Below are 26,731 nucleotides of genomic sequence, written 5' to 3'. Positions count from 1 at the left end.
TATTCGTCACACTTACCCTTTCCTACGTGCTGCCTGCACTTTTCTTTTCATTGTTCTAACTGACTGCGTAATATTTCTATTGGCAGGACAGTTGTAGTTACATGTTCCACATTCTATACATTCCATGCCATGCATTTTTACAAATGCTTCCATATCGTTTGCATCTGCCGCATGGGCAAGCTTGGCACAAATAAGACCTTCCGGACAAACCATGGCGCATTTACCACAGTTTAAACAGTTAGTCATTGTTGCTCTTGAAATTTCATCCTGTTTGAATGCTAACAGAGCTGAAGAACCTTTTATAACAGGAACTTCTAAAGAAAACATCGCCTGTCCCATCATAGGACCGCCGGAAATGATTTTTTCAACGTTTTCATCCATTCCTCCGGCTTCCTTAACTAACTGTGCGTGACTGGTTCCAAATGGTACCTCCAGGTTGCATGGGCTGTTAATTCCGTCTCCTGAAACGGTAACAATACGTTCCGTAAGAGGTTTGTTGAATTTAACTGCACGATAAATATTATATATTGTATCAACATTATCTACTATACAGCCTGCATCAGCAGGGAGCATTGAGGAATTAATTTTCCTTTTAGTAACAGCATATATAATATGTCTCTCAGAACCCTGAGGGTATTTTGTTTTTAATTCTGCTACACTGATTTTGTCTTCCTTTTCAGTAAGCTTCTTTAAATTTTCTATAACATCAGGTTTATTGTTTTCCACAGCAATAACACCTTTTGCATTTTCAAAAAGCTTGAGTACGATTTTTAAGCCCTCAATTACTTCTGACGGCTGTTCTACAAGTCTTCTATAGTCGGAAGTTATGTATGGCTCGCACTCAGCTGCATTTACAATTACATAATCAATGGATTTGTCATCCTTAGGAGTAAGCTTTACATGAGTAGGAAAGCACGCACCTCCAAGTCCGACTACGCCACAGTCTTTTACAGCTTTTCTAATAGTATCTTTTGACCAGGGTTCATTATTTGGTCCATAATTATATTCTTCATATAAATTGTCATTTTCGATAATGATAGAAAGAACCTTGCTTCCGTTAGGAACTAATCGTTTTTCGATTTTCTTAACAGTACCTGAAACAGATGAATGAATGTTAGCTGATACAAATCCATCTGCACCGGCAATAAGCTGTCCCTTAAGAACTCTCTCTCCCACTTCTACAACAGGTTTCGCCGGTGCACCAATGTGTTGTGATACCGGAAAAACAAGTTCACCTTCAGGGAGAATTTTTCTTACGGCAACATCTTTAGACAATTCTTTTCCATCATATGGATGAACTCCACCCTTAAATGTTAGAATAGACATTTTTTTACCTCTCTTTGCCATGCTTAAAATAATGATTTAAATATCTAAAATGGTTCCAAAATAATAAAAACCAATAATAAATATAATAATACTTTTTCACGTTATATTCAATGAAAAAGGACTTTAAAATATTACTTTTAAAATATAGCAAAGGTTATTCTCCAACCAGCATACAGAAATTAATGTAAATAAATCTTTGTAATATATGTAATAACAATGCGTATAAGAATGAAACAACTATTACTATAACAATATTTGTTAATTTATTATACGAATGGACTACTTTCTTTTTTATGTATATAGTGGATAAGTATGTTCCATATCCAATAAATATCAGGCTTGTTACTAACATACCGATAAGACCGATTTTTGAAAGCATGGGGCTTGCAGAATTGTAATATAAATAACTATATTCCGGTTCACCATGTATGTATACCTTATGTAATTTACTTCCTTCCTTTGCCAGTTGATATTCCAATCCGTCTGAGCGATATATATATGTAAATATCATATATATAATAAAATCTAAAGACCAAAGTATTTTATTTATTTTATTTTTCAAAGCTTAAATCCTCCTGCTTTTTCCTATAACGGATAATTGATGAAATATAAATATTATTTTAATCATAACATATTTTGGGTTAAGTAAAAATACAAAGGGACATATCACATTAGCGATAGTCCCTCTAAAAGTATTTTAACTATTTAATTTTCACAATTCGCTTTGACCATTTTCCATATATCTTTTTACCATTTACAACATTGTATGTACGAATGATAATTATATATTTTTTGCCTTTCTTAACTCCTTTTATTGTTGACTTAACAATAGTGTTCTTTTTAAGGAGTTTTACCTTGGCATGTTTTGAATTTTTGCTTGTCCAGTATTTAATCTGATAACCGGTTGCCTTCTTATTTTTCTGCCATGATAATTTAATACTCTTTTTAGCTTTCTTTGCCTTAAACTTTTTAACAACTAATTTCTTATATTTGCCATCAATTGCTTTAGATGTTGGTGTAACCTTTGATGTTGTAGTTGTTTCAGAAGGCTTTTCGGTAGTAGGTTCTGCTGTAGTTGGCTCTTCACCCTTTTCTCCTATAACATTTAATTCTACTAAAACTTTCTGATTAGCAAGTTGTGCGAAGATTTTTCCGTATACAGGATCATCGGCATATCTTTTAGCATAATTTTCATATATTTCATGAGAAATTACTGCACCTACTGTAACCTTAGTATTATAAACCGGCATTGTTACTCTTAAAGTCTCATCATCAATAATGTTTTTGTCTGATGATATCCAGTATCTCTGATGGTCAGGAATTTCTTCTTCAGGATTTACAATTCTTGCAATAATTCCGTTATTATCCGGCTTTGAAACATAGTTTGATGAATAAACATTTCCATTTTCATCCTGATATATGCCGTAAAATACCTTCAAATCTCCTGTAATATTATTTGCATCGCTGTTTTCATTTTTTATAAACTCAAAGAAGTTTTCTTTTGCACTATTCATAAAATTAACAGCATTGGTTATTTCTTCTTCTGTTAAAGGTAAAACTGTTACGTCAAACTTAGTTGAAGCAGAAATATCAGGATTTTCCTTGTTGGTAATTGTTACTGTTAATGTAATTGTTTTTTTATCTTCTCCCGGAAGTGGTCTGTATGTGTATGTACGATAGCCATAAATTTCCATTACAGATGTATCGCTGCTTTCAACCTTGAAATCGTAATACTTACCATCAAGACCTAACTTTTTAGGGATAACTAACTGTATGTCATCTTTCACATTACTTAAATCAATATCTCCACCTGTAGTGAAATTTGAAAGATTATCTTTATATGTGTCAACCTTTTCCTGTAATGCCTTTGTCTGCTCTAATACTTCGTTATATGCTAAAACTTTAACAGGTATTTCACGTTTAATGGTTTCAGTAACCTGATCTTCACCTGAATTATATCTGCCAAATGTAAATTCAGCTGTTATAACAACATTTTGATCCTCTGATTTTCTATTTACCTTTGCTGTATAGTACATGTTAGTAAAGTCACTGTCCCATTCAGCAGAGTTACTAATTGAAATTACACTGCTATCTGAGGATGTATACTTTACTTTTACCCATTTAACATTTTTATCTGAGCCATTGTGACTGACATTTGGATTAGCAGGAAGCATTAAGTTTTCTGTTACACTTTGTAAATCTTCGTTTTTGTCTAAAATCTGATTATCAATGTATTCATCCCTTACTGCTTCAAGGTCTTTTTTTACCTTGTCTAAATCCCAATAGAAATTAACACATCTTGGTGCATATTCCACTGTAACATTATTTAATGTTAAATTAAATGTAACATCTGCCTGTCCCATATATCTGTATGCATATCCGGCATCAAATAAATTAATGTAAAAATAATGTATTGTTCCATCTTCATCAATGTATGTTGCACCATCAGAAAATCTGTTTTCAACATTCTTTATTGATACTTTTATGCCTTTATTGGCGTAAGCTTCTTTGGATTCAATGAGATTTGATAAATATGTATTAATATTTTTGTCTGTATTAAATTTCGGAGAAATAACTCCTGATGGAAGTTCATTTACAAGTGCATCAAGGGTTGCCTTATCTTCCACATCAGTGTTTGCAACCTTAATCTGCCATTTTAAAACAGGATAACCATTATTTATGCTGCTGTCTGTTGCAAATGCTTCTCCTAAATCAGATGCAATACCTTTTAATTCATCTGATGATAATTTTGTAACATCAGGTTCATCTGCATCAGAAATTTTAAAGCCATAAACATTTGAATTTATCCCTTCAAGATAATAGCATTTTTCAAAAGAAACATAGGCATTAATATATCCTATAGCTGCACCATTTTGAGTTTTTTCCGTAACCACACCGGTTGTATAACTGTTTTTTACTGTTGATACATTGTTTGTAGTACCATATCCATAACCGACTAATCCACCTGAATATATTGTTCTGGTTGCTGTTGTAGTAACACTTCCTGTGTTATAGCAGTTTTCAATTGATGTGTATGTTTTAATTTCACCTGTTATACCTGCAACTCTCGCTCCACCGGTAATGTCACCTGCATTATAACTGTTTGTAATGGTTGTATTTTCAGAATATCCTGTGATTCCGGCAATGTTTTTCGCATTTTTGTTTGTAACATTTATAGTTGCTTCGTTACCACAATTTGTAATGGTTGTATTAACTGCTTTAGCCACAATACCTGCATCAAATCCAAGAGTTGATGTAACATTTCCCTTAACTACAAGGTTTTTAATTGTGGCACCATTAGTCTGACCGATTAATCCCTGATAAGTTTTCTGGGCGTTAATATCTAATGTTACGCTATGTCCGTCACCGTCAATTGTTCCCGTAAAAGCATCAGGTAAAGTATTATCACCCTGACCTATTGTTTCAGTAACATTTTCAATGTCGCTAGTAAGAATGTAATTTCCATCTAATGGATATTCAGCATCCTTGCCGATTTTGGCCCACTGAGTGGCGTCTGATATTTCAATTACATTTGATGTATCATCAGCTTTGGTGTAAGTTATACTTACATTTGAAAATGCCAATGCCATGGTAAGAGCAATTGAAATAACCTTTTTGGTTGTGTTGTTTCGTCTCATTTTCGTTCTCCTTCAATTAGTAAAATAGTAAGAGTAACACGAAAAAAGCCCTAAAGCGTATGCTCTAGGGGTGCGATAAATCTTATATATGCAAAATAAAGGCATCAAAATAAAGCCTTTTTGCAATAGAAGCCCTTTATCAATTCCCCGTGATATAACTCCAAACTCTATGCAGGTCTCCTGGCTTACACATCATCACTTCTATTTACCTTCCCGGTTGCCCAGTGGCGATTAAAAATCATACATGAATAACATGCCGCATAAATATGCGAATAAAAACTCCGTGCTTACAGTGGCGGGACCGTGCAGGATTTCCACCTGCTTCCCTCTTAGCTGATTTTTACATCAGAACATAAAGTCCATATGATATTTTTAAACATCACGGGTAATTTTAGCATTGTGCAATTAGATTGTCAACTAACGTAAAAATATGCTAAAATATGCTTATGTTAGTAATAAGAGATAAAGCAAATATAAAAATTGACTACCCGGTTTCAACGATTGCAAATCCTGATAAAACAGTATTTTTTGATATTGAAACAACGGGATTTTCAAGAAAATACTGTAATGTTTATTTGATAGGCTGTATGTATTTTTCTAATAATGAATTAATGTATACCCAGTGGTTGGCTGAGAATTTTAATGATGAGGCAAATGTTCTTATGGCATTCCACAAATTTTTAAAGGGATTTAACACCATTATTCATTTCAATGGAAATGCTTTTGATATTCCTTTTGTTAAAGAAAGAGGTGAGAAATACAACTTAGACTTTGATTTTGACAGATTTAACAGCATAGATATTTATAAACCTCTGTCGAAATTAAATCATATATTAAATCTGGAAAATCAAAAGCAGAAAACCTTTGAAAAAGCATTAAACATAAAACGTACTGATCCTTTTTCAGGTGGGGATTTAGTAGAGGTCTTTAAGCATTATGTAGAATCAAAAGACGAGAGGCTTATTTTCCCCCTTCTGCTACATAATCGTGAAGATGTTATTAATATGGGAAAATTAATATCCCTTTTATCTGTAAAAGATGTGTTTGATGGGAAATTTCATATTCAGGAATATTCCATTAACGAATATACAAATGTTGAAGGGGATATAGAAAAAGAATTAAGAATTAATATTTTATTTGAAAACAGGATTCCACTAAAAATGATATATAACAAAGATTATCTTCATTTTTCTGCCATAGATGATAGAGGATATATAACCGTTAAAATCATAAATGGAACCTTTAAGTATTTTTTTCCCAATTCTAAGGATTACTATTATCTGCCTTTAGAGGATAAGGCAATTCATAAAAGTATTGCTTCTTTTGTGGATAAAAACTACAGAAAACAGGCGACAGCTTCTACATGTTACGAGAAATTTTCAGGGGAGTTTTTACCGGTGTATTCTTTAGATAATGATTGTTTTCCACAGGTTTTAAGAGAGGATTACAAATCTAAAACAGGAGTCATCAAACCTTCAGTTTTAAAGGATGAAAACATTTATTCATATGTTTTAGATATTATTAAATTCATGAAAAATAAATAGTTATAACTAAGTAAGGAGGTTCACATTTAGTGAACCTCCCTACTGTTTTTAAACGATAGAAAATGATTATTTACCACTCATCTGTTTTTCCTGAGCTTCAATCATCTTCTTAACCATCTGTCCACCAACAGAACCTGCCTGTGCAGATGTTAAGTTTCCGTTGTAACCGTCTGTAAGCTGTACACCTACTTCTGATGCACATTCCATTTTAAATCTGTTCATTGCACTCTTTGCTTCTGGAACATTTACATTGTTTGAATTACTCATTTCAATTACCTCCATTTTCACAATCAGATATTTAAAAATTGTAACCAACCTTCAATTGAATTTTTGTTACACTAGTATTATGTGAAGAAAAGAGATTAATAAACTGGTAAGTTGTTGTTAATCTGACATTTTTTTCAAAATATAATAATTTAAAAAGTCTCTTTAATAAGATAAACTATTGTAGTAAATTTCATTCCGTTTGAAGCTTTAATTAAAACTGTATCTCCGGGTTTGATATACTCACTGATATTTGACTCAAAGTCCTGTTTATTATTAAAATGATAAACCATGTTGCATCCGCTTTTTGCAGCATCAGCTATGTTTTGTGCCAAATCACCAATACATATAACTTCATCTATTTTTAATCGGGCAGCTTCTTCTCCTACCTGTCTATGAAGTTCTGCTTCATTGTCTCCTAACTCATACATATTACCTAAGATAGCTACCTTTCTGCCATCTGCTTCTGATAAAACATTAAGAGATGCTTTCATTGACATGGGATTGGCATTGTAACAGTCATCTATTACTGTTATATTGTTTACGTTAAAGATGTTATTTCGGCCTTTTATTGCCTTAAGCTTTCTAATGCCGGAATCTATTTCTGAAAAACTCATTCCAAAATGAACACCTATGCAGGTAGCTGCTAAGGCGTTATAAATCATGTGAAATCCCGGAATTGGAATCAGTGTTGTAAAGGTTTTATCAAAGTATCTGATTTCTACTTCTGTTCCCATAACGCCTTTTGATGTGTGAGAAACAATTCCCACATTCTGCTTTGTATTTATGCCGAAAAACATTGGTTCATGTCCGTTTACTTCTTTTACATTAATTAATTTGTCATCATCACCATTTAAAACTACAAAACAATCTTTTTGTGCGTGTTCAAACATTTCTGTTTTAGCTCTGAATACACCATCTCTGTCTCCTAAATTTTCCAAATGGCATGTACCAATATTAGTAATTACGCATACATCCGGCTTTGAAATATTAGCAAGACGGTGCATTTCACCAAAATCACTGATTCCCATTTCTATAACGGCTATCTGATGATTATCACGTATTTTTAACATGGTAAGTGGCATTCCGATTTCATTGTTATAGTTGCCCTCAGTTTTTAAAACCTGATATTTTTCACTTAAAACGGAAGCAATGATTTCTTTAGTGCTGGTTTTTCCTACACTACCGGTAATTCCTATGATTTTACATGAAAGCTGTTCTCTGTAAAATTCAGCAATTGCTTTTAGGGCATCAGCAACAGATTTAACCAGTATGTATGGCTTGTTGATATCCAATTTTTTTTCAGATAAAGTGCATAATGCACCTTTTTCAAATACCTGTGGAATAAAGTCATGTCCGTCAACCTTTGCCCCCACAAAAGGAAGATACAAATATCCTTCTTCTATTAAACGGCTGTCTTTTTCAACACCTGTAATTTCAGTTTGTTTAAGACTTTCATCTCCTATGTATATTCCATTGCAGGCTTTAGCAATGTTTTCCAGTGTCATATTTTTTAAACTCATTTATTTGCTCCAATCAACATTATTTATATTTGTTTAACGACAATTCTACTATTTTATTACAAAGAGACGGATAATCCACACCTATTGCCCTTGCCTCATCAGGAATAAGACTTGTGGAAGTCATACCCGGTAATGTATTTACTTCTAAGCAAAACATATTTCCAGCTTTATCCATCATAACGTCTGCTCTTGAACATAGCGAACAACCAATTGCATCACAGGCATCAACAGCTACCTGCTGCATTTTCTCTGTAAGTTCATCACTTAAATTAGCAGGACAAACATGAGTTGTAGCACCATCTTTATATTTGTTTTCATAGTCATACCATCCTTCTCTTGGTATAATTTCCACAATAGGTAATGCCTTTCCATTTAAAACTCCAATGGAAAATTCCCGTCCTTCTATAAAATCTTCAATTAATATTTCGTTATCATATTTGAAACATTCTTCCACGGCATTTTGGTAATCCTTTTCGTCTTTTACTAAAACCACACCAACACTTGAGCCACCGTTGCAGGCTTTAACTACAAGAGGAAGTGACATATTTAAGCGGTTGAGGTCTGTATCTTCACCTTTTTTCACCCAGACACTTTTAGCTGTTGGAACACCTTTTGACATAAAAATCTGTTTTGTAACTGCCTTATCCATTCCCATGGCACTGGCTAAATGTCCTGAACCGGTGTATTTAATTCCATATAAATCAAAGGCTGCCTGACATTTTCCGTCTTCACCGTTTTTTCCATGTAAGGCAAGAAATACAATGTCAGCTTTTTTACATATTTCAATTACATTATTTCCAAAGAAGCTTTTTCTTTTTTCTTCAGTTTCTTTAACTTTTGTAGAAAGGCTTTTTATGTAGTCTTTTTCTTTTGTAACATCATATGTGCTTTTTGAGGTTTCAAAAATATCACAATTATCCATTCCAAAGAAAACATCCATCAAAATAGCATTGTGATTTTTTTCACGAAGTGCCTGACAAACATTATATCCTGAGCTTATTGAAACTTCTCTTTCTGTACTGTTTCCTCCACATAAAACTACTATATCCATAACTAATGTACTATACTCCTCTCAAATTTATATATTAATTGATGAAATTTTTGATGTATTCATCATTTCCATTTCCTCATCTGATACACACAATTCGCCGGATTCAATTAAATTAATTGCATCAGCAGCTTTTTTTAAAGTATCAGCATCATTCATAATATCGCCGATTTTAAATTCAAAATCACCACTTTGTCTGACACCGAAAAAATCACCCGGCCCCCTTAACTTCAAATCTTCATTTGCAATAAAAAATCCGTCGTTAGATTTATTTAATATTTCAAGGCGGTCTTTTGCTTCCTTCTTTTCGCTGCCATTTATAAAAATACAGTAGGATTGAAACTTTCCTCTTCCTACACGGCCCCTAAGCTGATGCAGCTGGGCTAATCCAAAACGTTCTGCATTTTCAACCATCATAACCGTGGCATTGGGAACATTAACACCAACCTCCACAACAGTGGTTGAAACTAAAACCTGTATTTCATTTTTTGAGAACTTCTCCATTATATCATTTTTTTCAGCAGGTTTCATTCTTCCATGCAAAAAAGATACATTAATTGCCGGTGGAAATATCTGCTTAAGCTTATCGGCATATTCAATAACATTTTCACCTTCTACAGCTTCGCTGTATTCTACCGTAGGACATATAATGTAAACCTGACGTCCCTGTGCCACCTGCTTTTCAATAAAATTATAGGCGTTATATCTGTAATCTTTGCCGACAACACAGTTGGCTATAGGTCGCCTTCCAGCAGGCAATTCATCAATTATTGAAATATCAAGGTCGCCATACATTATAATGGCAAGGGTTCTTGGAATAGGTGTTGCACTCATAACTATTGTATGAGGTCTGCTTCCTTTCCCGGAAATTGCTTCACGTTGTCTTACTCCAAATCTATGCTGCTCATCAGTAACTACAAGGGCTAGGTTTTTATATTTAACTTTATCTTGGATAAGAGCGTGGGTTCCTATTATAACGTCTGCCGTGCCACTTTCAATATCCTGATAAACCATCCTTTTTTCTTTAGCCTTCATGGAGCCTACAAGTATAACAGGACACAAATCAATATTATTTTTTTCTAATGTTTCTTTTAGCTGTTCAAAATGCTGTCTTGCAAGAACTTCCGTAGGTGCCATAAGTGCCCCCTGATATCCGTTTAATGCAGCAGTTATTAATGCTAAAAAAGCAACTATCGTTTTACCGGATCCAACATCTCCCTGAATTAACCTGTTCATAACTTTAGGAGATGAGATATCTTTTTTTATTTCCTCCCATGTGCGAAGTTGTGCAGATGTGAGATTATAGGGAAGATTTTTTATTAAATTTTCAACCTCATCAGGTTCTTCTAAAATATATTCATTTTTTTCATTTTTATTGTTATCTTTTAAATTCCTAAGAGTATTAATAAATTCAAAAAATTCGTCAAATACCAGTCTTTTTCTTGCTGTAGAAAGCTCTTTCATGTTTTTCGGAAAATGAATATTTTTAATAGCCACCCTTCTATCTTCTAAAGAATATTTCTCTTTAACCGACACAGGAAGATTTTCATTTATGTCAATAATATTAAGTGCCTGTGTAACAGATTTTTGAACTAAAGTATTTGTCAGACCGTGAGTAAGAGGATAAACCGGCTGCATTTCTCCCATTTTTGAGGTGTATTCTTTTATTGTAAAGATTTTTGGCTGCTCTATTTCAAAACTACCTTTAGATTCTCTTACAAATCCCCTAAAAATATAAACGTCACCATTTTTTAATTTACTTCTTAAATATGGTGAATTAAACCAGATAGCTTTAATTCCGTAGCCTTCACTATCTCTAAGATAAGCTGTAACAATTTGCAAATTACGGACTTTTTTCACTGCAACATCCCTTACAACTGTTGCTTTAACCGCCTGAGTCCTGTCACAATCTAATTTACGGACAATTACAGGTTCTTCATAAACATCGTAATATCTGGGATAATACTCCAGTAAGTCTTCAACACTGGATACACCTACTTTTTCAAACAAATTTTCAGTTTTCTGACCTATTCCTTTTAATTCATTAAGCAACATATTAATATCCTCAAAACATTTCAGCCTATTTTACCACATATGAAAAAAGAATGCCAGAAAATCGAAAAAGAAGCACACAATAATCAATATCATGTGCCTCTTTCATAATCTTATTTAATTTTTACTGTTTTACAGTAACTTCCATAATATGTTTTTCTACCAACTTTTTTCAAAGCTCTTACTTTAACATAATAGGTGCTGTTATTCTTTCTCTTAAATGTAAGTTTTGTTTTCTTAATGTTTTTTACAGTTTTGCCTTTAAACTTTTTACTTGTAGAATATACAACCTGATATCCTTTAGCTCCTTTTACCTTTGCAAACTGAATATTTACTTTCTTCTTTGTTGCTTTTTTCTTTGTAATTTTTGTTTTTCCAGGAACTATTTTAAATGTAACGTAGTCGCTTTCCCTAAAGTTTCCGATACCATTTATAATTATTTTTGATGTTCCAATATCTTTATTGTTTTTATATGTAACAGTATAATCTGTTCCTTTACGTAATGTGATTCCTCTATACTTAACCGTTACCTTACGTTTTATGGCTTTTCCGGTGTATGTCAGAGAATTTGTGGCTACATTAATTGATGTTGACCATATACTCTTTTTAGCTTTTGTACCTGTCTTATCACATACGGCCTTGCCGTTAGAATATGACATAATCTTACACATTTCGCTTGAAGTATATACTCCATATCCGCTTTTATTTATGGCATAATCTATACCACCATTTCCACTTAAACTATATGTACATACATTAGTAAATTTAACACCCGGTGTATTAGGACATTCCACGGCAGACTTCAAGAAACATGTAGCCGCCTGATAACATGAATAAATGCCAATTCCATAGGCTTCATGAGTTTTTACATTTGAAGAAACCTTATAATCAGTATATCCATATGAGCCCTTTGCATTCCATACATTCTGGGATGTTATGTCATAAGGCAATTCACTTTGATACATATAACACTTACCACCGTTACCATTCCATATTGTCTGATATTTTTGGAAGTGTTCTACCATAAGTCCGTAAGTTGTAACATTGTCACCATTTATTATTACACCGGTATCAGCTGTATTTTTATTCCAGCCTACACCTGCTCCATGATCTGCTCTCCAAACCCAGAAATTGTCGCCTATTACGTCGCTGCTGTTAATTATAACACATGTTGTAACCTTTCCCGGATTTGAATCTGCTCCACCTACTCTGTAAAAGGTATCACTTAACAAAATAGGGTTATCCTTATGAGATGTTTTATCTCCAGATGTTCCAACTGTTAAAAGTGCAGATGATTTCTTTGCTCCTGCATCAAATAATACGCCGGCTATTTTTACTCCTCCTACATTTGAAACAGTCATACACTGATTTCCATTTACAGGTTCCAATGTTGCATATCCCAATCCTAGAACAATAGTGTTTTCATTAGTTATATTAATTGCCTGGGAAAGATTATATATTCCGGGAGTAAGTATAAGGTTTTTGCCTGTTTTTAATTCGTCGTTAATTTTTGTTGCACTATCTGATGGCTTAGCAACATAAAAACGGTCAAGGTCTATGAATTCGCCTTCGTTTTCATTTGCCCATGAAACACCTGTAGAGTTTTTTCTAACTGCCGGTACATATACGCCATATTTTCCATCATCATTTTTCATTAAAAACGGCTTTTCCTGACACTCAGGAGTTTCTGAAACCTTGGTGAAAGATAAATACGGCCACTCACCGTTTGGTCCATTGCTGATGTTTGTTTTATCGTATAATGATGCAACGCTACATCCTACAAAAACGTAATTCCAAACGCTTCCATCCCATCTGTTCATTTCGGTATTTCTTGAAATCCACTGTTGCTGTGAACCTGCTGATATTCCTGCTTCCGTATCAATCTGCTTACCTGTTTTCTGGTCTTTATATGTGTATTTTCTTCCTGCAACTTTTGTGTCTGCAAGAAAACCACCACTGGCATAACCACCCTGATGATGCAAATCAAGATTACCTTTAATATTCATTCTTCTCATAGAAGTAGCCTGAGAAACAGCCCACATGGTGCTGTTCGCTGTTGTAGTAAGATTTTCTACTGAACGCCAGAAATTGCAAAGGGCATTATAATTTACTGAACCGTCATATTTTTTACCTTTCATCCATTCAGCCTTACAGTTTATATTACCAATTACAGTATTTTCCGGTGAAATGCCAAGTCCTGCAACCTGCGTGTAAAATCCAACTTCCACATTAATATCTTTACTGTAATTTCCCGGTGCAAACATTAATGCATTTCTGTCTGAAATAAATTGTCCTGCTTCTGTTTTCTTATAAATATTATTAATGCATGACTGTATTTCTGATGTACTGTCTGTAGGTTCAAAAATATTAGTGTTTAAACCAAAAGTCTGTATTTCATATGAAATAGGGGTTGAAAGTTCATATTCCTTATCTGAAACATATGATACTTTATAATATTCGCCATTGTAATCAGTGTCTGTATATGCAGAATCTGAAACAGTGGCAACTTTACTGTACTTTGCATATCGGCTTTTTGCCTTATAAATATTATAAGAACCTCCACTTAGTTTGTCCCATGTTATTGTACATGAACCATTGCTGTTTTCCACAAATTTTAAATTTGTAATCGGATTAGCATTAAGCTCTAAAGCCTTTACAGGCATAACCGACACACCTGATACTACTAACGCAAGTACCAGCATTAATGATAAAATACTTCTTTTAATACCTTTCATTATATTTTCGCTCCTTTAATTTAATATAAATAAATTGTATCATATATGCTTTGTCATTCCAATAATAAAATTGTTTTTATGCCCTATTTTAGGCACTTTTTAAAAAATTAATACCTAAGTAAAAAATGGTGTATTTTTATCATTTTTACATCAAAAAAAACGCCTACGGGAAACATATCATGTTATCCCATAGGCTTTTTTATCTGCTACATAAGCAGCAATTATTAATTACATCATTCCCATTCCAGGGTTTCCGGCAGGCATAGCCGGTGTATCTTCTTTAATATTTGCAACAACTGATTCTGTTGTAAGTAATGTACTTGCCACACTTGTTGCATTCTGAAGAGCACTTCTTGTAACCTTAGCCGGATCAAGAATTCCTCTGTCTACCATCTGAACATACTCGCCATTTAATGCATCAAATCCTGTTCCAGGTTCTGATTCTCTTACCTTATTAACAATAACTGAGCCTTCAAGTCCTGCATTCTGGGCAATAGTGAAAAGCGGAGCCTCTAATGCCTTAAGAATAATAGAAGCACCTGTCTTCTCATCACCTTCTAATGTATTAACTAACTCAGCAACCTTCTTTGATGCGTGAATGTATGCTGAACCACCACCTGCTATAATACCTTCTTCTACGGCAGCTCTTGTAGCATTTAATGCATCTTCCATTCTAAGTTTGTTTTCCTGCATTTCAGGTTCTGTAGCAGCACCAACTCTGATAACTGCAACACCACCTGCTAACTTAGCAAGTCTTTCCTGCAGTTTCTCTTTATCAAATTCTGATGTGGTTTCTTCTATCTGGGTTTTAATCTGGGCAACTCTTGCTGCAATTTCATCTGAATTACCAAGACCATCAACGATTATGGTATTTTCTTTTGCAACCTTAACAGATTTTGCTCTACCTAAATCTTCAATCTTTGTATCTGCAAGAGATAAACCTAATTCTTCTGAAATAACCTGACCACCGGTAAGAATTGCTATATCCTTAAGCATTTCTTTTCTTCTGTCACCATATCCAGGTGCCTTAACTGCAACTACGTTAAATGTTCCACGAAGCTTATTTACAATAAGTGTTGTAAGGGCTTCACCTTCAACATCTTCTGCAATAATAAGAAGTTTAGCTCCTGACTGAACAATCTGCTCTAAGACAGGAAGGATTTCCTGAATGTTAGAGATTTTCTTATCTGTAATAAGGATATATGGATCATCCAGTGTAGCTTCCATCTTATCCATATCTGTAGCCATATATGCTGAAATATATCCTCTGTCAAACTGCATACCTTCAACAAGGTCTAATTCAGTTTTCATTGTTTTTGACTCTTCTATTGTAATAACGCCATCGTTAGAAACCTTTTCCATGGCATCTGCTACCATGTTACCAACTTCCTCATCACCGGCAGAAATAGCTGCAACCTTTGCAATCTGTTCCTTTCCTGTTACAACACTGCTCATATCAGCAATAGCATCAACTGCTACATCTGTTGCTTTCTTCATTCCTTTTCTTAAAATAATAGGATTAGCACCGGCAGCTAAGTTCTTCATTCCGGCATTAATCATTGCCTGAGCTAAAACTGTAGCTGTTGTTGTACCGTCACCTGCTACATCGTTTGTTTTAGTAGCAACTTCCTTTACAAGCTGTGCTCCCATGTTTTCAAATGAATCTTCAAGTTCTATTTCCTTTGCAATTGTTACGCCATCATTTGTAATAAGTGGTGCGCCAAAAGATTTATCAAGAACAACGTTTCTTCCTTTTGGTCCTAATGTAACCTTTACTGTATTTGCTAACTGGTTTACACCTGCTTCAAGAGCAGTTCTGGCTTCAGCGCCATATTTAATTTCCTTTGCCATATTAATTACCTCCAAAATTATTCAACGATTGCAAGAATATCTGACTGTTTTACAATTATATATTCTTCATCATCTAATTTAACTTCATTGCCTGCATACTTTGAAAAGATAACCATATCTCCAGGCTTAACATTCATAACAACTTCTTTACCGTCTACAACTCCACCGGGACCTACAGCAATAACTTCTGCCTGCTGTGGCTTCTCCTGAGATGTACTTGTTAATATAATTCCTGATTTTGTTTTTTCTTCCGGAGTAGACTGCTTTAAAACTACTCTATCTGCTAATGGTATTAATTTCATTTTTTAACCTCCATAATAACATTTCTTGTTAGCACTCCACATATATGAGTGCTAATCAACTAACAATAATAGTAACACTTTTTTTGATTAATGCAATACCTAATGTTATATTTTTACAATTTATTAACAAAATAAATATTCTATTCATTTTTGTTTTTTCCAACTTTATTATCTCTTCCAAAACAAAACAGATATTGTTGTGCGTAGCCACCATATTCTCCATATAATTCCTTAGCACATTTTCCTATTATCTCCTTTGAGGTATCTTTTCCGTTAAAATATAAAGTCTCCATAATTCTTTTTATCCACACATCAATAGGAAATGCCTGCCTGTATCCCAACGAAAAAAGCATTACGCAGTTAGCAACTTTTTCACCAACTCCCTTTATTTCCATTAGTTTCTTTCTGGCATCTTCCTCCTTTAACATTCTAATTTCCTTTTCGTTTATGATGCCTGTAGAAAGTTTCTCAACTGCGTCTGACAAATAAGGTGCCCTAAAACCTGTTTTCATTTCCCTGAAATCTGCCTCGGTAATATTGCTTAACTGTTTCATATTAGGAAAGGAATAGTATTTTTCTCCATTTACCTCCCCTAAATAGTCACCAAAATTCTCACTGATTGTTTTCACAATATGTTTTATATGGGGAATCTGCTTATTTTGGGAAATTATAAAGGATATTAATGTTTCCACAAACTCCTGATTAAGAATCCTTACGCCGTTTTTTTCTTTTATCGCAGGCTCTAAGGTTTCATCACTTTTCAGAAGAAACTCCTTAATTTTTCCATAATCTCTGTTTAAATCAAAGTATGGTATCCATATATTTTCAACTTCCTTAATTGTTTTATTAAGAAAAACAAGGTTGTTATCCTTTTCCATTATATGTAAAAGCCTGCCATAGGCTACTACAACATAATCCTGTTCGTCCTGTTTATAAAATCTGAAGCATTGTCCACATTCTAAGGTCTGCTGTAAATCAAAATCACTAATTTCCTTTATTATTATATTATTTTTATCCTTCAGTATTCTCATATTACATCCTTTATATTAATTCAAATTTTTTTAGTGCCTCATATATTCCACTCTTATCAAAGTCAGAAGTATGATACTTTGTAGCTTCCTTTATGGCATCATCACTATTTCCCATGGCACAGCCATACTTAACATATTTTAGCATGTCAATGTCATTTAAACTGTCACCGAAAGCATATGTATTTTCCCATGGAATGTTTAATGCTTTAATTAATTTTTCTATTCCCACAGCTTTATTATATCCCTTTGGAACTAACTCCAATAAACTATGCTGATGAGATATAATGGTGTAATCATTTTCAAATTCCTTTATCATTCCCTCAGGATTACTGTGATTAGTAAATAATGCACTTACCTTAGATACATTTATTTCACTTTCATCTGTACTTAATATAAAATCCCCCATACTTTCTCTGTAAACATTATATACATGCTTTGTGGTTTCAGTTAAATCACTGATATCCCTTCCAATATAAATGTTGTCTCTTCCTTCAGCCACCGGAACAAAGCCATTTCTTACAAAGCCATCTATTACTCTTCTTGCCTCATTATTATTAATGGTATTGCAATATAGCTCCTTACCATCAATTTCCACATATGTTCCGGCACCGGCTACAATATCCCGAAATCCCGGAGCCATATGTTCTTTATAAATCATACACCTTGTTCGTCCGGTACATATAACCGGAATATGTCCCTTGGCCTTTAAAAGTTTAATTGCCTCATAAGTATCCTTTGGCATCCCTGTATCAAATCTATATATTGTTCCGTCAATATCGAAAAAAACTATTTTTCTATTATTCATATTAATCCTCTTTATCATTCTTTTTAAAATCACTTTTTATAGACTAACATTTTTGTTTTTTTTATTCAAGTAATGTTTTTTAATGTATTACTGCTTTTATTTCGGCTAAAATAGTATTATAATAAATGATAATAATTATGCTATTGCATAAAAATAAATGTATCGGAGGATTTTATATATGGGATTTTTAAAAAAGCTATTCGGAACCGCAGCAGTTGTTGGAGCCGCAGCAGGAAGTGCACTTTATGTAAAGAAACGCAAAGACACACGTGAAACAAAGGCAGATGATTTCGACGATTTCGATGATACAAAAGCCTTTGAATTTAACAAAAATGATGATTCCGACGGAAACACAAAAGTTACAATAACCATTAATAAAAAGAAAGTTAAAAAGGTAGCAGATGATACTGCTGACATGGTTATTGATGCTGCTGATAAATTAAAAAATACAGTTACTGATAAAATCGGCGAGGAAAACATTGATAATATAAAGGATAAAATTAACAATGCAACGGATTTCGCCAAAGAAAAAGCTAATGATGCTAAAGACATAATTGTTGAAAAAGTTGGTGAAGACAATATCAATATGATGAAGGATAAGGTTTCAACTGTTGCATCTAATGCTAAGGATAAGGTGAATGAAACTGTTGGTAAAATATTTAACGGCGAAGACGAAGATGAAGATATTTTTGAGGATGAAGATATAAATACTTCTTCTGACGATACACCGGACTTGAATGTTACTACAGATGAGGCAGAAAATGCTGAAACTGAAGATGATGTTACCATTGATGATGAGGGCGATGACGATGAATTTCTTACAGATGAGTTAAAGGATTTGTAAGAATTATGATTAATAATTTATAGTAAATAAAAAGGTTGTATCACAATTGATGCAACCTTTTTATTTACCGTATTTATTATTTTGGAAGTTTAAAAGAACTCTTTAATGAAACAATTCTGTTAAATACCGGATGTTCTTTTGTATAATCCTTAATGTCTGCACAAAAATAACCCTGTCTCACAAACTGGAATTTATCCTCTGGCTTAACATCTGAAATGTTTGGCTCAATGTAACATTCCTTAAGAACTGTAAGAGAATTAGGATTTAAGTTAAGGGTTCCATCCTCATTTAACTTTCCTTTCTCTTCATCTACAATATTCTCATAAAGTCTTACTTCTGCCTTCACAGCATGTGGTGCAGAAACCCAGTGAATGGTTCCTTTAACCTTTCTTCCTGTAAAACCGCTTCCGCTTTTAGTTTCAGGATCATATGTGCAATGAATTTCAGTTATATTTCCATTTTCGTCTTTTTTATAGTCAACACATTTAACAAAGTAGGCATTCATAAGTCTTACTTCATTGCTTGGGAATAATCTGAAATATTTCTTAGGAGGTTCCTCCATAAAATCTTCTCTTTCAATATATAATTCCCTGCTAAAAGGTACTTTTCTGCTACCAAGTTCAGGACATTCAACGTTGTTATCCACGTCAAGCCATTCAACCTGTCCTTCAGGATAATTATCAATAATAACCTTTACAGGATCTAAAACAGCCATAATACGTGGTTTTTTAGCCTTAAGATCTTCTCTGATACAATATTCAAGCATAGCGTAATCCACAGAGCTCTGGCTCTTTGAAATACCGCACAATTCAACAAACATCTTAATTGATTCAGGAGTAAAACCTCTTCTTCTAAGAGCTGCAATGGAAACCAGTCTCGGATCATCCCAACCGTCAACAATTCCGTCTTCAACTAATTTCTTAATATATCTCTTTCCTGTAACCACGTTTGTAAGATAAAGTTTTGCAAATTCAATCTGTCTTGGTGGGTTAGGATACTCAAGTTCATTTACAACCCAGTCATATAAAGGTCTGTGATCTTCAAATTCCAATGTACATATAGAATGTGTTACTCCTTCTATGGCATCCTCAATAGGATGCGCAAAATCGTACATAGGATAAATGCACCACTTATCTCCTGTATTATGATGTGTCATATGTGCAACTCTGTAAATAATAGGATCTCTCATATTAATATTAGGACTTGCCATGTCAATTTTGGCTCTTAAAACTTTTTCACCATCTTTATATACACCATTTTTCATGTTTTCAAAAAGCACAAGGTTCTCTTCAACACTTCTGTCTCTGTATGGGCTGTTTTTTCCCGGTTCTTTAAGAGTTCCTCTGTATTCCCTTATTTCGTCTGAACTAAGGTCACAAACGTATGCTTTTCCTTTTTTTATTAATTTTACGGCTGCTTCATACATCTGTTCAAAGTAATTTGATGCAAAAAACAATCTGTCTTCCCAGTCTGCACCTAACCATTTGATATCTTTTAATATGGATTCAACAAACTCTTCCTTTTCCTTTGTAGGGTTTGTATCATCAAATCTCATGTTAAACTTGCCGTTGTATTCCTTAGCAAGTCCATAATTTAAAAGAATTGATTTTGCATGTCCAATGTGAAGATATCCGTTTGGTTCCGGTGGGAATCTTGTTTGAACATGGTCAAATCTTCCTATTTCTAAATCATTGTCAATTATCTGCTCAATAAAATTCCTTGATTCTGCTTTTTCTTTTTCATTAATTTCTGTGTCTATTGCCATCTTTTGCCTCCGGTTTTTATTACTTTATACACAATTGTTAAAATTATACACTAAATGGAACTCTATTTCAATAACGTAAAAAAGGAACTTATAGTAAAGCTCCTTTTTTATGTGTTCTTATCTTTTTACATAAACGTCACAGTATCTTACACCCCAGTCTAAAGCCTTTGAATGGGAACTGAAGAATATATCAATTCTGTTTCCTCTGATAGCACCACCTCTGTCTTCAACAGTATATGTGTGACCGTTAATCACAACCTTTGAGCCAAATGAAAACTGTGATGTATCTGCAGCTATAGTTCTTCCTGCCGTTGCCACGGTACCTGATGCGGTAATACCTGTTGACTTTCCACAGCATCTTGCACAACTGCAATAACCTGTAACTTTAAATGTTCCAACCTTTATATATTTACTTTTTTTCTTTTTTCTCTTGTTCTTAGCAGTTTTCTTTGATTTCTTCTTCTTTTTCTTCTTGCTCTTAGAAGATTTGGACTTCTTTTTTGTGATTTTTATTGAATCATTTGATTCAATAACTATTGGCTCTTCTGAAGTATCTGCTAATAAATTATTGGTGGCTGCTGTATTTGTGTTTAGAACATTTGTAGATAACTTACTAACCTGATTAACAGATTTCGTAATAATGTCTGCATTAACTGACTGTAAAGCTTTAACCTTATCTTCTGTAAGCTTAACATCATTGTTTATTTCATTACCATAGAAACAACTTGAAACCGTAATAACAAGTGTCATGGCAAATAAAACAATGCCAGTAGTGAGTTTTGTTTTATTCATAAATACACTCCTTCTCTATGCACTTATCCTGTGCACAAAGAGTACTATACAGCATTTATTACGTTTTGTCAATAAAATATTACGAATTTGTTACATTTGTGTTTTAATTTGAAATTATTTGGTTAAAATTATTACATTGTATTAGAAGATTTTTTCTAATATTCTGTCTAATACATATTCATGTCCACAAATAACTATTGTGTCATCATTTACAAGAATAAAGGCTGTTTTTCTAAGATTGTATACAACCCCTAATTCGATTCCACCATAGGTTTCTGCTTTTCTTATAATGGAATTTATTTCACGTTTTGACATATTAACTACCGGCATGTCATCTCTACGTTTAAATTGTATAATAGGATATCCACCCTGGTAGCCTGCCACAATTAAATTCTCAAGATTATATTTTTGTGACCAGCACAGAAGTTTTTTATCGCTGATTGTATTCATAAAAGTTTCCTCATTTCCAATTATTTAATATGACGCTGTATAAAATTAATAACCAAACGTCTTGTATCTTCAAGAGCATTTGCAGTAGCAAATTTTCTTTCCGGATGCCACTGTAATGCAAGAATTTTCATTTCGTCTGAACCAAATGCCTCAATGGTGTTGTTTTCCCTGTCTATGGCAAGAGGCTTGAAACATGGTGCCAGACCATCTGCCGGAACCACATCCTGATGGAAATTATTAACCCATATTTCCCTGTTTTCTTCAACAAGATAAACCTTGTGATCAACTCCCCTTGGTCTGTCACTTTCAAGAGTAGGATGATAAAGTAATTTTCCACCAAACAAAACATTTAAATACTGCATACCACGACAGGTGGCAATAATAGGTATACCTTCCCCTATACAATGCTTAATAAGTTTATCTTCCATAATATCACGGTGGGGCTGCAATTCTTCATTATGGCTTCTGTCATAATATTTAACAGGTAGTGCTCCTCCTCCGGCTACTATTAAAAGATCACATTGTCTCTCAAACAATTTTCCGACATTTTTTACATAGTTAGACGCAGGCTGTGGTATAAAGCCCAATAGCTCATAAAATCTAATGTATGCTGCCTCTAACACATCTGTAGGGTCTCCATATTGATTAATTCCCTCTCTTTGGGTAATAAGAGCCCTTAAATCCTCACATTGTATGCCCTCTTTGATAATGCCGTTGGCACAGTCTAATTCCATGTAATTAATGCCTGATGCATAATTATATATTTTTTCACCACATCCTATGGCAGCAGGTATTTCAAATTCTGCACATCTTATTGCCATATGGGATGCCATTCCACCGTACTTTGTAATAAAGCCCTTAATTCCCTTAGTAAATATCCACTCATATCCCGGATCAGCCTTTGGAATCATTACGATTTTATCCATAAGGTCTTCATCGGTTTCATGCTCTAAATTTACAACTTCACCTTCTACTTTTTTGGAAGTAATAAAGTTAGGTCTTGCTTTATTTACCGGAATAACAGATATACCTGTTTCGTTTAAAATTACATCAGGTAAAATTATGTTTGAGTACTCATTGTAATAATCCTGATTTTGTTTTATTACATTTTTAAGAAAAGCTTCTATTTCCTTTATTCCAAGTCTTCTGCAATCCTCTAAATCCTCAACGGAAATCCAGGACAAATCATTTCTGTCAATATTTAATATTTTTCCAAGACTTTGTATTAAGTCAATGGCAAGACTAAGGGATTTTGTAAATTCAAATTTAAAATACTCCCTGCTTTCTATTGCCGTTGTCATAAAATGAATAAAATCCTTTGCAGGTATGTCAAAATTAATAGATAATAATGCTTTTGCCAGAATTTCCTCGCTAAGCCCTGTCTTTATTGCTTTTTCCTTTTGAGGCTTGTAAGTTCCTGTAACCGGTCTAAATACCATCTGATTGTAACTGTCGGTTCTTATGTCATATGTGCCACTTCTTAAATGACCGTACTTGCTGTTAAAATCATCTCTTGTCATTTCACCGGCAGAATATTCCTGGTAATCTTTTTCAAAATCTGAAGATACAGTGGCAATTTCCTTCATAAAATTATCTATATCTTCCTGAACAAACCATCCTGATGCCACAAGGGAACTGCAAAAACTTCTTGCTATAAAAGCCATTCTTGCCTGACGGGTAAACTGTGGTGTTCCAAATCTTCTTATATTTTCAAGAAGTTCAATTATAACTTTAATCAACTCCTGAGGGTTAGAACAATTCTCATATCTGTCTTTAATCCGTTTCCTTATACTTTCAAGTTTCTTAATGTCACCGGTATCATTAACGGAAATTTCATTGTAATTTGATACATTATTAAATGTAAGCTCTTTAAGTGCTTCCACTATTTGTTTTCTCTCACTGCTGGAAAAACCATAGTCTAACAACTCGGTAGTTCTAAGATAAGTGTTAAAGTCATAGCTGGAATATACAATTTCAAATTCTATCTTATCATGTGCCGTAACGTCTTTTTTTAACTTAGATGAATAGAATGAAACTAATTTTTGAGCCAGCTCTTCATCAAGCTTAGCCGGTATAAGGGAATAAAATGAATATTCCAGACTTATATATGGCTTTACACCTATTTTGTACATGAGCTCGTCGTCTAAGCGCCTGTATCCCATAGGTACCAGACCTTCATTCCATGCCTTTGACGTTATAATAAATCTATATAGTGAATAATCCAATGTTCTTGGACTTGTTCCAATAATTTCTGACGGATTCCAAAATGCCATGTCGGAAAACATCATATAATTGCCATCTATTATATTCTTTATGTTTCGATAATCATTTTTCAGATTATTTATTTTGTCATAAAAAACATTAAAACTCTCAGAAGCCCTTTTATTTTTTGAAAAGTTAGCCACTAAAGGTCTGACCTGAAAAATAATAACTTCATTTTTTTTATTAATTGCAAACTCAATATCAAGGGGTATCTTAAGAAGTTCCTCAATTTCGTTAACAGCCGTAAGTAAGTTACACCATTCCACATCTAATTCGTTTAACCGGGTGTTTCTTGCTATCCAAAGTGTTTTTCCACCAATACCACTGGTAACGGAATCCGTTGAGCCACTGTCATCATAATTAATTAAATAATATGGTCTCTGGCCCTGAATATCGTAAGTAAATAATACCCCGCTGTATGCTACATCCACTGCCTGATGCTGAATTAATACCTGCTGATTTGATATATCATCAATGTCTGATGAATAGGACGCAATAACATCATCAATTGCATTTATTACAGATGTAACATTAGATGAATCCACATCCAACAAACTGGTGTAATGACCTGCATTGGACTTTTTGTAACAGTCCTCGTTTGTAGATGAACTTCTTACAACAATTTTTGCTCCCTTAAACTTTTTCCCAATGTTAAGGGCAACCTCTCTTTTGTTTTTTACGTAGTCCTCTACCACAATAATAAGCATTTCTTCAATAAACGCCTTTGTGATAATTTTCTCTAATGCCTTTAAAGTATTTGCTTTTGTTGAAATTATTTCATTCTTAAGGTTATTATTTTTCTCCATTAATTTACTCCTTTGTACTTTCAGGCTCTTTTATATCCTTATTTTCCTTATTATCCTCTAAAAGCTGCTTAGCTGTATTAATGGTATTTTCATCAGGAACCATAACATATGCTTTCTGATTTGGAATACTGTATGTGTAATCTGATGTTCCCTGACCGCTTACACTGTACTGTGTTATTTTCCACTTAGGTGCACGGTTTAACTGAAATCTTACAAGAGCTTTAATGCTTTTCTTTGTCATATTAGTTTGAAAGCATTCACTAATTTCACTTAAAATACTGTCATAATTTTTCAGTAATGCAGGTGACTGGCATTTGGCAATTACAGATTCAATTACTTTCATCTGGTCCCTGCCTCTCTGATGGTCACCTGCAGCAAAGGAATGTCTTTCTCTTGCAAACCAAAGGGCTTCTATTCCGCTTAAATTTTCATTAAGACCTTCTTTGTAGCTAAATCCTGCCGCTGAAAATGCGTAATCAGAATCAACGTCTATACCACCTAAGGCATCAATTATTTTAACAAATCCCGTAAAATTAAGTCGTACATAATAATCAAAATCTACACCATAAATCATTTTAAGAGTGTCCATAGATACATCAATTCCATAATTTCCTGCATGGGTCAGCTTGTCCTTTACACCATTGGATATAGATAATGGTACATAGTAATCTCTCGGTGTTGAAATAAGAACAATGTTACCTGTAAGAGGATTTACTGACATAATAATGTTTACGTCACTTCTACTTTTAACGGTAACGTCTCCTTCTGTATCAATTCCGCTTAAATATACATTGAAACATCTTTTTGTGGCATTACCCTTATCATTCATTTGGGCAACGGCATTTTCCACTGTAGTTGTATAAATACATTTAATTTTGTCTGTAAAATCAGAATATTTGCCATTTTTCTTTCCATCATCCGTGTCATCTCCTGCTGATTCAATGGCATCAATTAATGACTGGTTAAGAATAATTGCATCAACATTTCCCTCTAAGAGTTCCTGTGCTAATGTAACAGGGTCATTTATTTCTTCGTTATCTACAATAGCTGTAAGTTCAGTTTCTATGGCATTTAAAACATTTTTAATATCTTCTGATGAAAACTGACTGTTATATCCGAACTTATACTTAAGGGCATGTTTTAACTTTTCGGCTTTATTTTCTTTAAGAACATACACACCATATTCGTCTGTGGCTAATAAAGAGTTTTTAACTATTTCATCAATGGTTTCTTCTGTTTTAGTAAACATGCCTTTGATTTTTGAATTATATGTTATACCTAAAATACCTGATGTTACCATTGCTGCAATAAGTATTAATGACAAAACAATTGAGAAAATCCTACTTTTAAATCCTCTCTTTACCACGAAAGGAATAATTGAAATTACCACAAGAAATATCTCGGCAAAAACAATATACTTAACCGGGAGATATTCTAACAGCAGATAGTTTTTATATGAGGCAATATCATAAAAAACAACCTCTAAAAATATTAATGCCGCTGTTACCAGAATATTAAATATTAATGCAGTAATTTTTAACTTTTTTCTTATATTCTTCTTTTCCATCTTTTCCTCCAAAAGCATTATTTCAAATATCTTACAGTATACCATTTAATAGTGAAAATAAAAATATATTATTGGAGGCACTGACAATTTTTTTATTATTTTAATCACTGATAAATAATTTCAGCA

The 26,731-nt window shown here is 33.6% G+C and carries 19 protein-coding genes and 1 riboswitch; of the genes, 2 read left to right on the top strand and 17 right to left on the bottom strand.

The features are described 5' to 3' along the window. Positions 1 to 12 precede the first annotated feature (12 nt). The 3 genes from rsxC to DWW68_RS01080 all read right to left on the bottom strand — a co-directional run bounded on the left by rsxC (position 13) and on the right by DWW68_RS01080 (position 4,964). Positions 13 to 1,326 (bottom strand): electron transport complex subunit RsxC, encoded by a 1,314-nt coding sequence (gene rsxC, locus DWW68_RS01090; RefSeq protein WP_118588575.1) that lies wholly within the window; start codon positions 1,324 to 1,326, stop codon positions 13 to 15. A gap of 154 nt (positions 1,327 to 1,480) precedes the next feature. Next, complete coding sequence (locus DWW68_RS01085) at positions 1,481 to 1,888, bottom strand: hypothetical protein (protein ID WP_118588574.1); 408 nt, start codon at positions 1,886 to 1,888, stop codon at positions 1,481 to 1,483. A gap of 139 nt (positions 1,889 to 2,027) precedes the next feature. Then, the gene (locus DWW68_RS01080) at positions 2,028 to 4,964 is read right to left on the bottom strand and encodes a hypothetical protein (protein ID WP_118588573.1); all 2,937 of its coding nucleotides are present in this window, start codon (positions 4,962 to 4,964) and stop codon (positions 2,028 to 2,030) included. Between the two features lie 152 nt (positions 4,965 to 5,116). After that, positions 5,117 to 5,335, bottom strand: a riboswitch (cobalamin riboswitch). A gap of 75 nt (positions 5,336 to 5,410) precedes the next feature. Between DWW68_RS01080 and DWW68_RS01075 the strand changes: the two genes are divergently transcribed. Beyond that, a complete protein-coding gene (locus DWW68_RS01075; RefSeq protein ID WP_158576778.1) occupies positions 5,411 to 6,508 on the top strand; it encodes a ribonuclease H-like domain-containing protein in 1,098 nt (365 codons plus the stop codon). 66 nt (positions 6,509 to 6,574) lie between these two features. On the opposite strand, the gene DWW68_RS01070 is transcribed toward DWW68_RS01075, so the two are convergent. The 9 genes from DWW68_RS01070 to DWW68_RS01030 all read right to left on the bottom strand — a co-directional run bounded on the left by DWW68_RS01070 (position 6,575) and on the right by DWW68_RS01030 (position 18,119). Continuing rightward, entirely contained in the window at positions 6,575 to 6,775 is a 201-nt protein-coding gene (locus DWW68_RS01070; RefSeq protein ID WP_021952988.1) for an alpha/beta-type small acid-soluble spore protein, read from the bottom strand. Positions 6,776 to 6,924: 149 nt separating this feature from the next. Then, positions 6,925 to 8,295 carry a UDP-N-acetylmuramoyl-tripeptide--D-alanyl-D-alanine ligase gene (murF, locus tag DWW68_RS01065; protein ID WP_118588570.1) on the bottom strand — a complete coding sequence of 457 codons (1,371 nt, stop codon included), beginning with the start codon at positions 8,293 to 8,295 and terminating at the stop codon, positions 6,925 to 6,927. 19 nt (positions 8,296 to 8,314) lie between these two features. Continuing rightward, the gene (locus tag DWW68_RS01060; RefSeq protein ID WP_118588569.1) at positions 8,315 to 9,346 is read right to left on the bottom strand and encodes a D-alanine--D-alanine ligase; all 1,032 of its coding nucleotides are present in this window, start codon (positions 9,344 to 9,346) and stop codon (positions 8,315 to 8,317) included. 27 nt (positions 9,347 to 9,373) lie between these two features. Next, a complete protein-coding gene (gene recG, locus DWW68_RS01055) occupies positions 9,374 to 11,398 on the bottom strand; it encodes an ATP-dependent DNA helicase RecG (RefSeq protein ID WP_118588568.1) in 2,025 nt (674 codons plus the stop codon). 110 nt (positions 11,399 to 11,508) lie between these two features. Next, positions 11,509 to 14,130, bottom strand: a complete 2,622-nt coding sequence (locus DWW68_RS01050; RefSeq protein ID WP_118588567.1) for a hypothetical protein — start codon at positions 14,128 to 14,130, stop codon at positions 11,509 to 11,511. Positions 14,131 to 14,358: 228 nt separating this feature from the next. Beyond that, positions 14,359 to 15,981 (bottom strand): chaperonin GroEL, encoded by a 1,623-nt coding sequence (gene groL / locus DWW68_RS01045; protein WP_118588566.1) that lies wholly within the window; start codon positions 15,979 to 15,981, stop codon positions 14,359 to 14,361. Positions 15,982 to 15,998: 17 nt separating this feature from the next. Further along, the gene (locus DWW68_RS01040) at positions 15,999 to 16,283 is read right to left on the bottom strand and encodes a co-chaperone GroES (RefSeq protein WP_021952981.1); all 285 of its coding nucleotides are present in this window, start codon (positions 16,281 to 16,283) and stop codon (positions 15,999 to 16,001) included. Between the two features lie 140 nt (positions 16,284 to 16,423). Continuing rightward, the gene (locus DWW68_RS01035) at positions 16,424 to 17,314 is read right to left on the bottom strand and encodes a DNA glycosylase (protein WP_118588565.1); all 891 of its coding nucleotides are present in this window, start codon (positions 17,312 to 17,314) and stop codon (positions 16,424 to 16,426) included. 10 nt (positions 17,315 to 17,324) lie between these two features. Beyond that, positions 17,325 to 18,119, bottom strand: a complete 795-nt coding sequence (locus DWW68_RS01030) for an HAD family hydrolase (RefSeq protein ID WP_158576777.1) — start codon at positions 18,117 to 18,119, stop codon at positions 17,325 to 17,327. 178 nt (positions 18,120 to 18,297) lie between these two features. On the opposite strand from DWW68_RS01030, the gene DWW68_RS01025 reads away from it, so the two are divergent. Then, entirely contained in the window at positions 18,298 to 18,963 is a 666-nt protein-coding gene (locus DWW68_RS01025; RefSeq protein WP_118588563.1) for a hypothetical protein, read from the top strand. Positions 18,964 to 19,039: 76 nt separating this feature from the next. Here the strand turns inward: DWW68_RS01025 and DWW68_RS01020 are convergent, their stop codons facing one another. The 5 genes from DWW68_RS01020 to DWW68_RS01000 form a co-directional block, all read right to left on the bottom strand. Beyond that, positions 19,040 to 20,728, bottom strand: a complete 1,689-nt coding sequence (locus DWW68_RS01020; RefSeq protein ID WP_118588562.1) for a glutamine--tRNA ligase/YqeY domain fusion protein — start codon at positions 20,726 to 20,728, stop codon at positions 19,040 to 19,042. A 117-nt stretch (positions 20,729 to 20,845) separates the two neighbouring features. Then, a complete protein-coding gene (locus DWW68_RS13560) occupies positions 20,846 to 21,520 on the bottom strand; it encodes a 3D domain-containing protein (RefSeq protein WP_199641165.1) in 675 nt (224 codons plus the stop codon). 141 nt (positions 21,521 to 21,661) lie between these two features. Beyond that, positions 21,662 to 21,970, bottom strand: coding sequence for a hypothetical protein (locus DWW68_RS01010; protein ID WP_021952975.1), 309 nt, complete (start codon positions 21,968 to 21,970; stop codon positions 21,662 to 21,664). 20 nt (positions 21,971 to 21,990) lie between these two features. Further along, positions 21,991 to 25,038 (bottom strand): gamma-glutamyl-gamma-aminobutyrate hydrolase family protein, encoded by a 3,048-nt coding sequence (locus DWW68_RS01005; protein WP_118588561.1) that lies wholly within the window; start codon positions 25,036 to 25,038, stop codon positions 21,991 to 21,993. 4 nt (positions 25,039 to 25,042) lie between these two features. After that, positions 25,043 to 26,605, bottom strand: coding sequence for an LCP family protein (locus DWW68_RS01000; protein ID WP_158576776.1), 1,563 nt, complete (start codon positions 26,603 to 26,605; stop codon positions 25,043 to 25,045). Between the last annotated feature and the right edge of the window lie 126 nt (positions 26,606 to 26,731).

Source organism: Eubacterium sp. AF16-48 (genome assembly GCF_003479405.1).
Taxonomy (GTDB): domain Bacteria; phylum Bacillota; class Clostridia; order Lachnospirales; family Lachnospiraceae; genus Eubacterium_G; species Eubacterium_G segne.
Note: the sequence above shows the minus strand (reverse complement) of the source record. Positions and strands in the feature narration are given on the sequence as shown.

Coding starts and splice junctions, on each gene's coding strand:
- rsxC (WP_118588575.1), bottom strand. CDS start 1,326: ATGTCTATTCTAACATTTAAGGGTGGAGTTCATCCATATGATGGAAAA.
- DWW68_RS01080 (WP_118588573.1), bottom strand. CDS start 4,964: ATGAGACGAAACAACACAACCAAAAAGGTTATTTCAATTGCTCTTACC.
- DWW68_RS01075 (WP_158576778.1), top strand. CDS start 5,411: ATGTTAGTAATAAGAGATAAAGCAAATATAAAAATTGACTACCCGGTT.
- DWW68_RS01070 (WP_021952988.1), bottom strand. CDS start 6,775: ATGAGTAATTCAAACAATGTAAATGTTCCAGAAGCAAAGAGTGCAATG.
- murF (WP_118588570.1), bottom strand. CDS start 8,295: ATGAGTTTAAAAAATATGACACTGGAAAACATTGCTAAAGCCTGCAAT.
- DWW68_RS01060 (WP_118588569.1), bottom strand. CDS start 9,346: ATGGATATAGTAGTTTTATGTGGAGGAAACAGTACAGAAAGAGAAGTT.
- recG (WP_118588568.1), bottom strand. CDS start 11,398: ATGTTGCTTAATGAATTAAAAGGAATAGGTCAGAAAACTGAAAATTTG.
- DWW68_RS01050 (WP_118588567.1), bottom strand. CDS start 14,130: ATGAAAGGTATTAAAAGAAGTATTTTATCATTAATGCTGGTACTTGCG.
- groL (WP_118588566.1), bottom strand. CDS start 15,981: ATGGCAAAGGAAATTAAATATGGCGCTGAAGCCAGAACTGCTCTTGAA.
- DWW68_RS01040 (WP_021952981.1), bottom strand. CDS start 16,283: ATGAAATTAATACCATTAGCAGATAGAGTAGTTTTAAAGCAGTCTACT.
- DWW68_RS01035 (WP_118588565.1), bottom strand. CDS start 17,314: ATGAGAATACTGAAGGATAAAAATAATATAATAATAAAGGAAATTAGT.
- DWW68_RS01030 (WP_158576777.1), bottom strand. CDS start 18,119: ATGAATAATAGAAAAATAGTTTTTTTCGATATTGACGGAACAATATAT.
- DWW68_RS01025 (WP_118588563.1), top strand. CDS start 18,298: ATGGGATTTTTAAAAAAGCTATTCGGAACCGCAGCAGTTGTTGGAGCC.
- DWW68_RS01020 (WP_118588562.1), bottom strand. CDS start 20,728: ATGGCAATAGACACAGAAATTAATGAAAAAGAAAAAGCAGAATCAAGG.
- DWW68_RS13560 (WP_199641165.1), bottom strand. CDS start 21,520: ATGAATAAAACAAAACTCACTACTGGCATTGTTTTATTTGCCATGACA.
- DWW68_RS01010 (WP_021952975.1), bottom strand. CDS start 21,970: ATGAATACAATCAGCGATAAAAAACTTCTGTGCTGGTCACAAAAATAT.
- DWW68_RS01005 (WP_118588561.1), bottom strand. CDS start 25,038: ATGGAGAAAAATAATAACCTTAAGAATGAAATAATTTCAACAAAAGCA.
- DWW68_RS01000 (WP_158576776.1), bottom strand. CDS start 26,605: ATGGAAAAGAAGAATATAAGAAAAAAGTTAAAAATTACTGCATTAATA.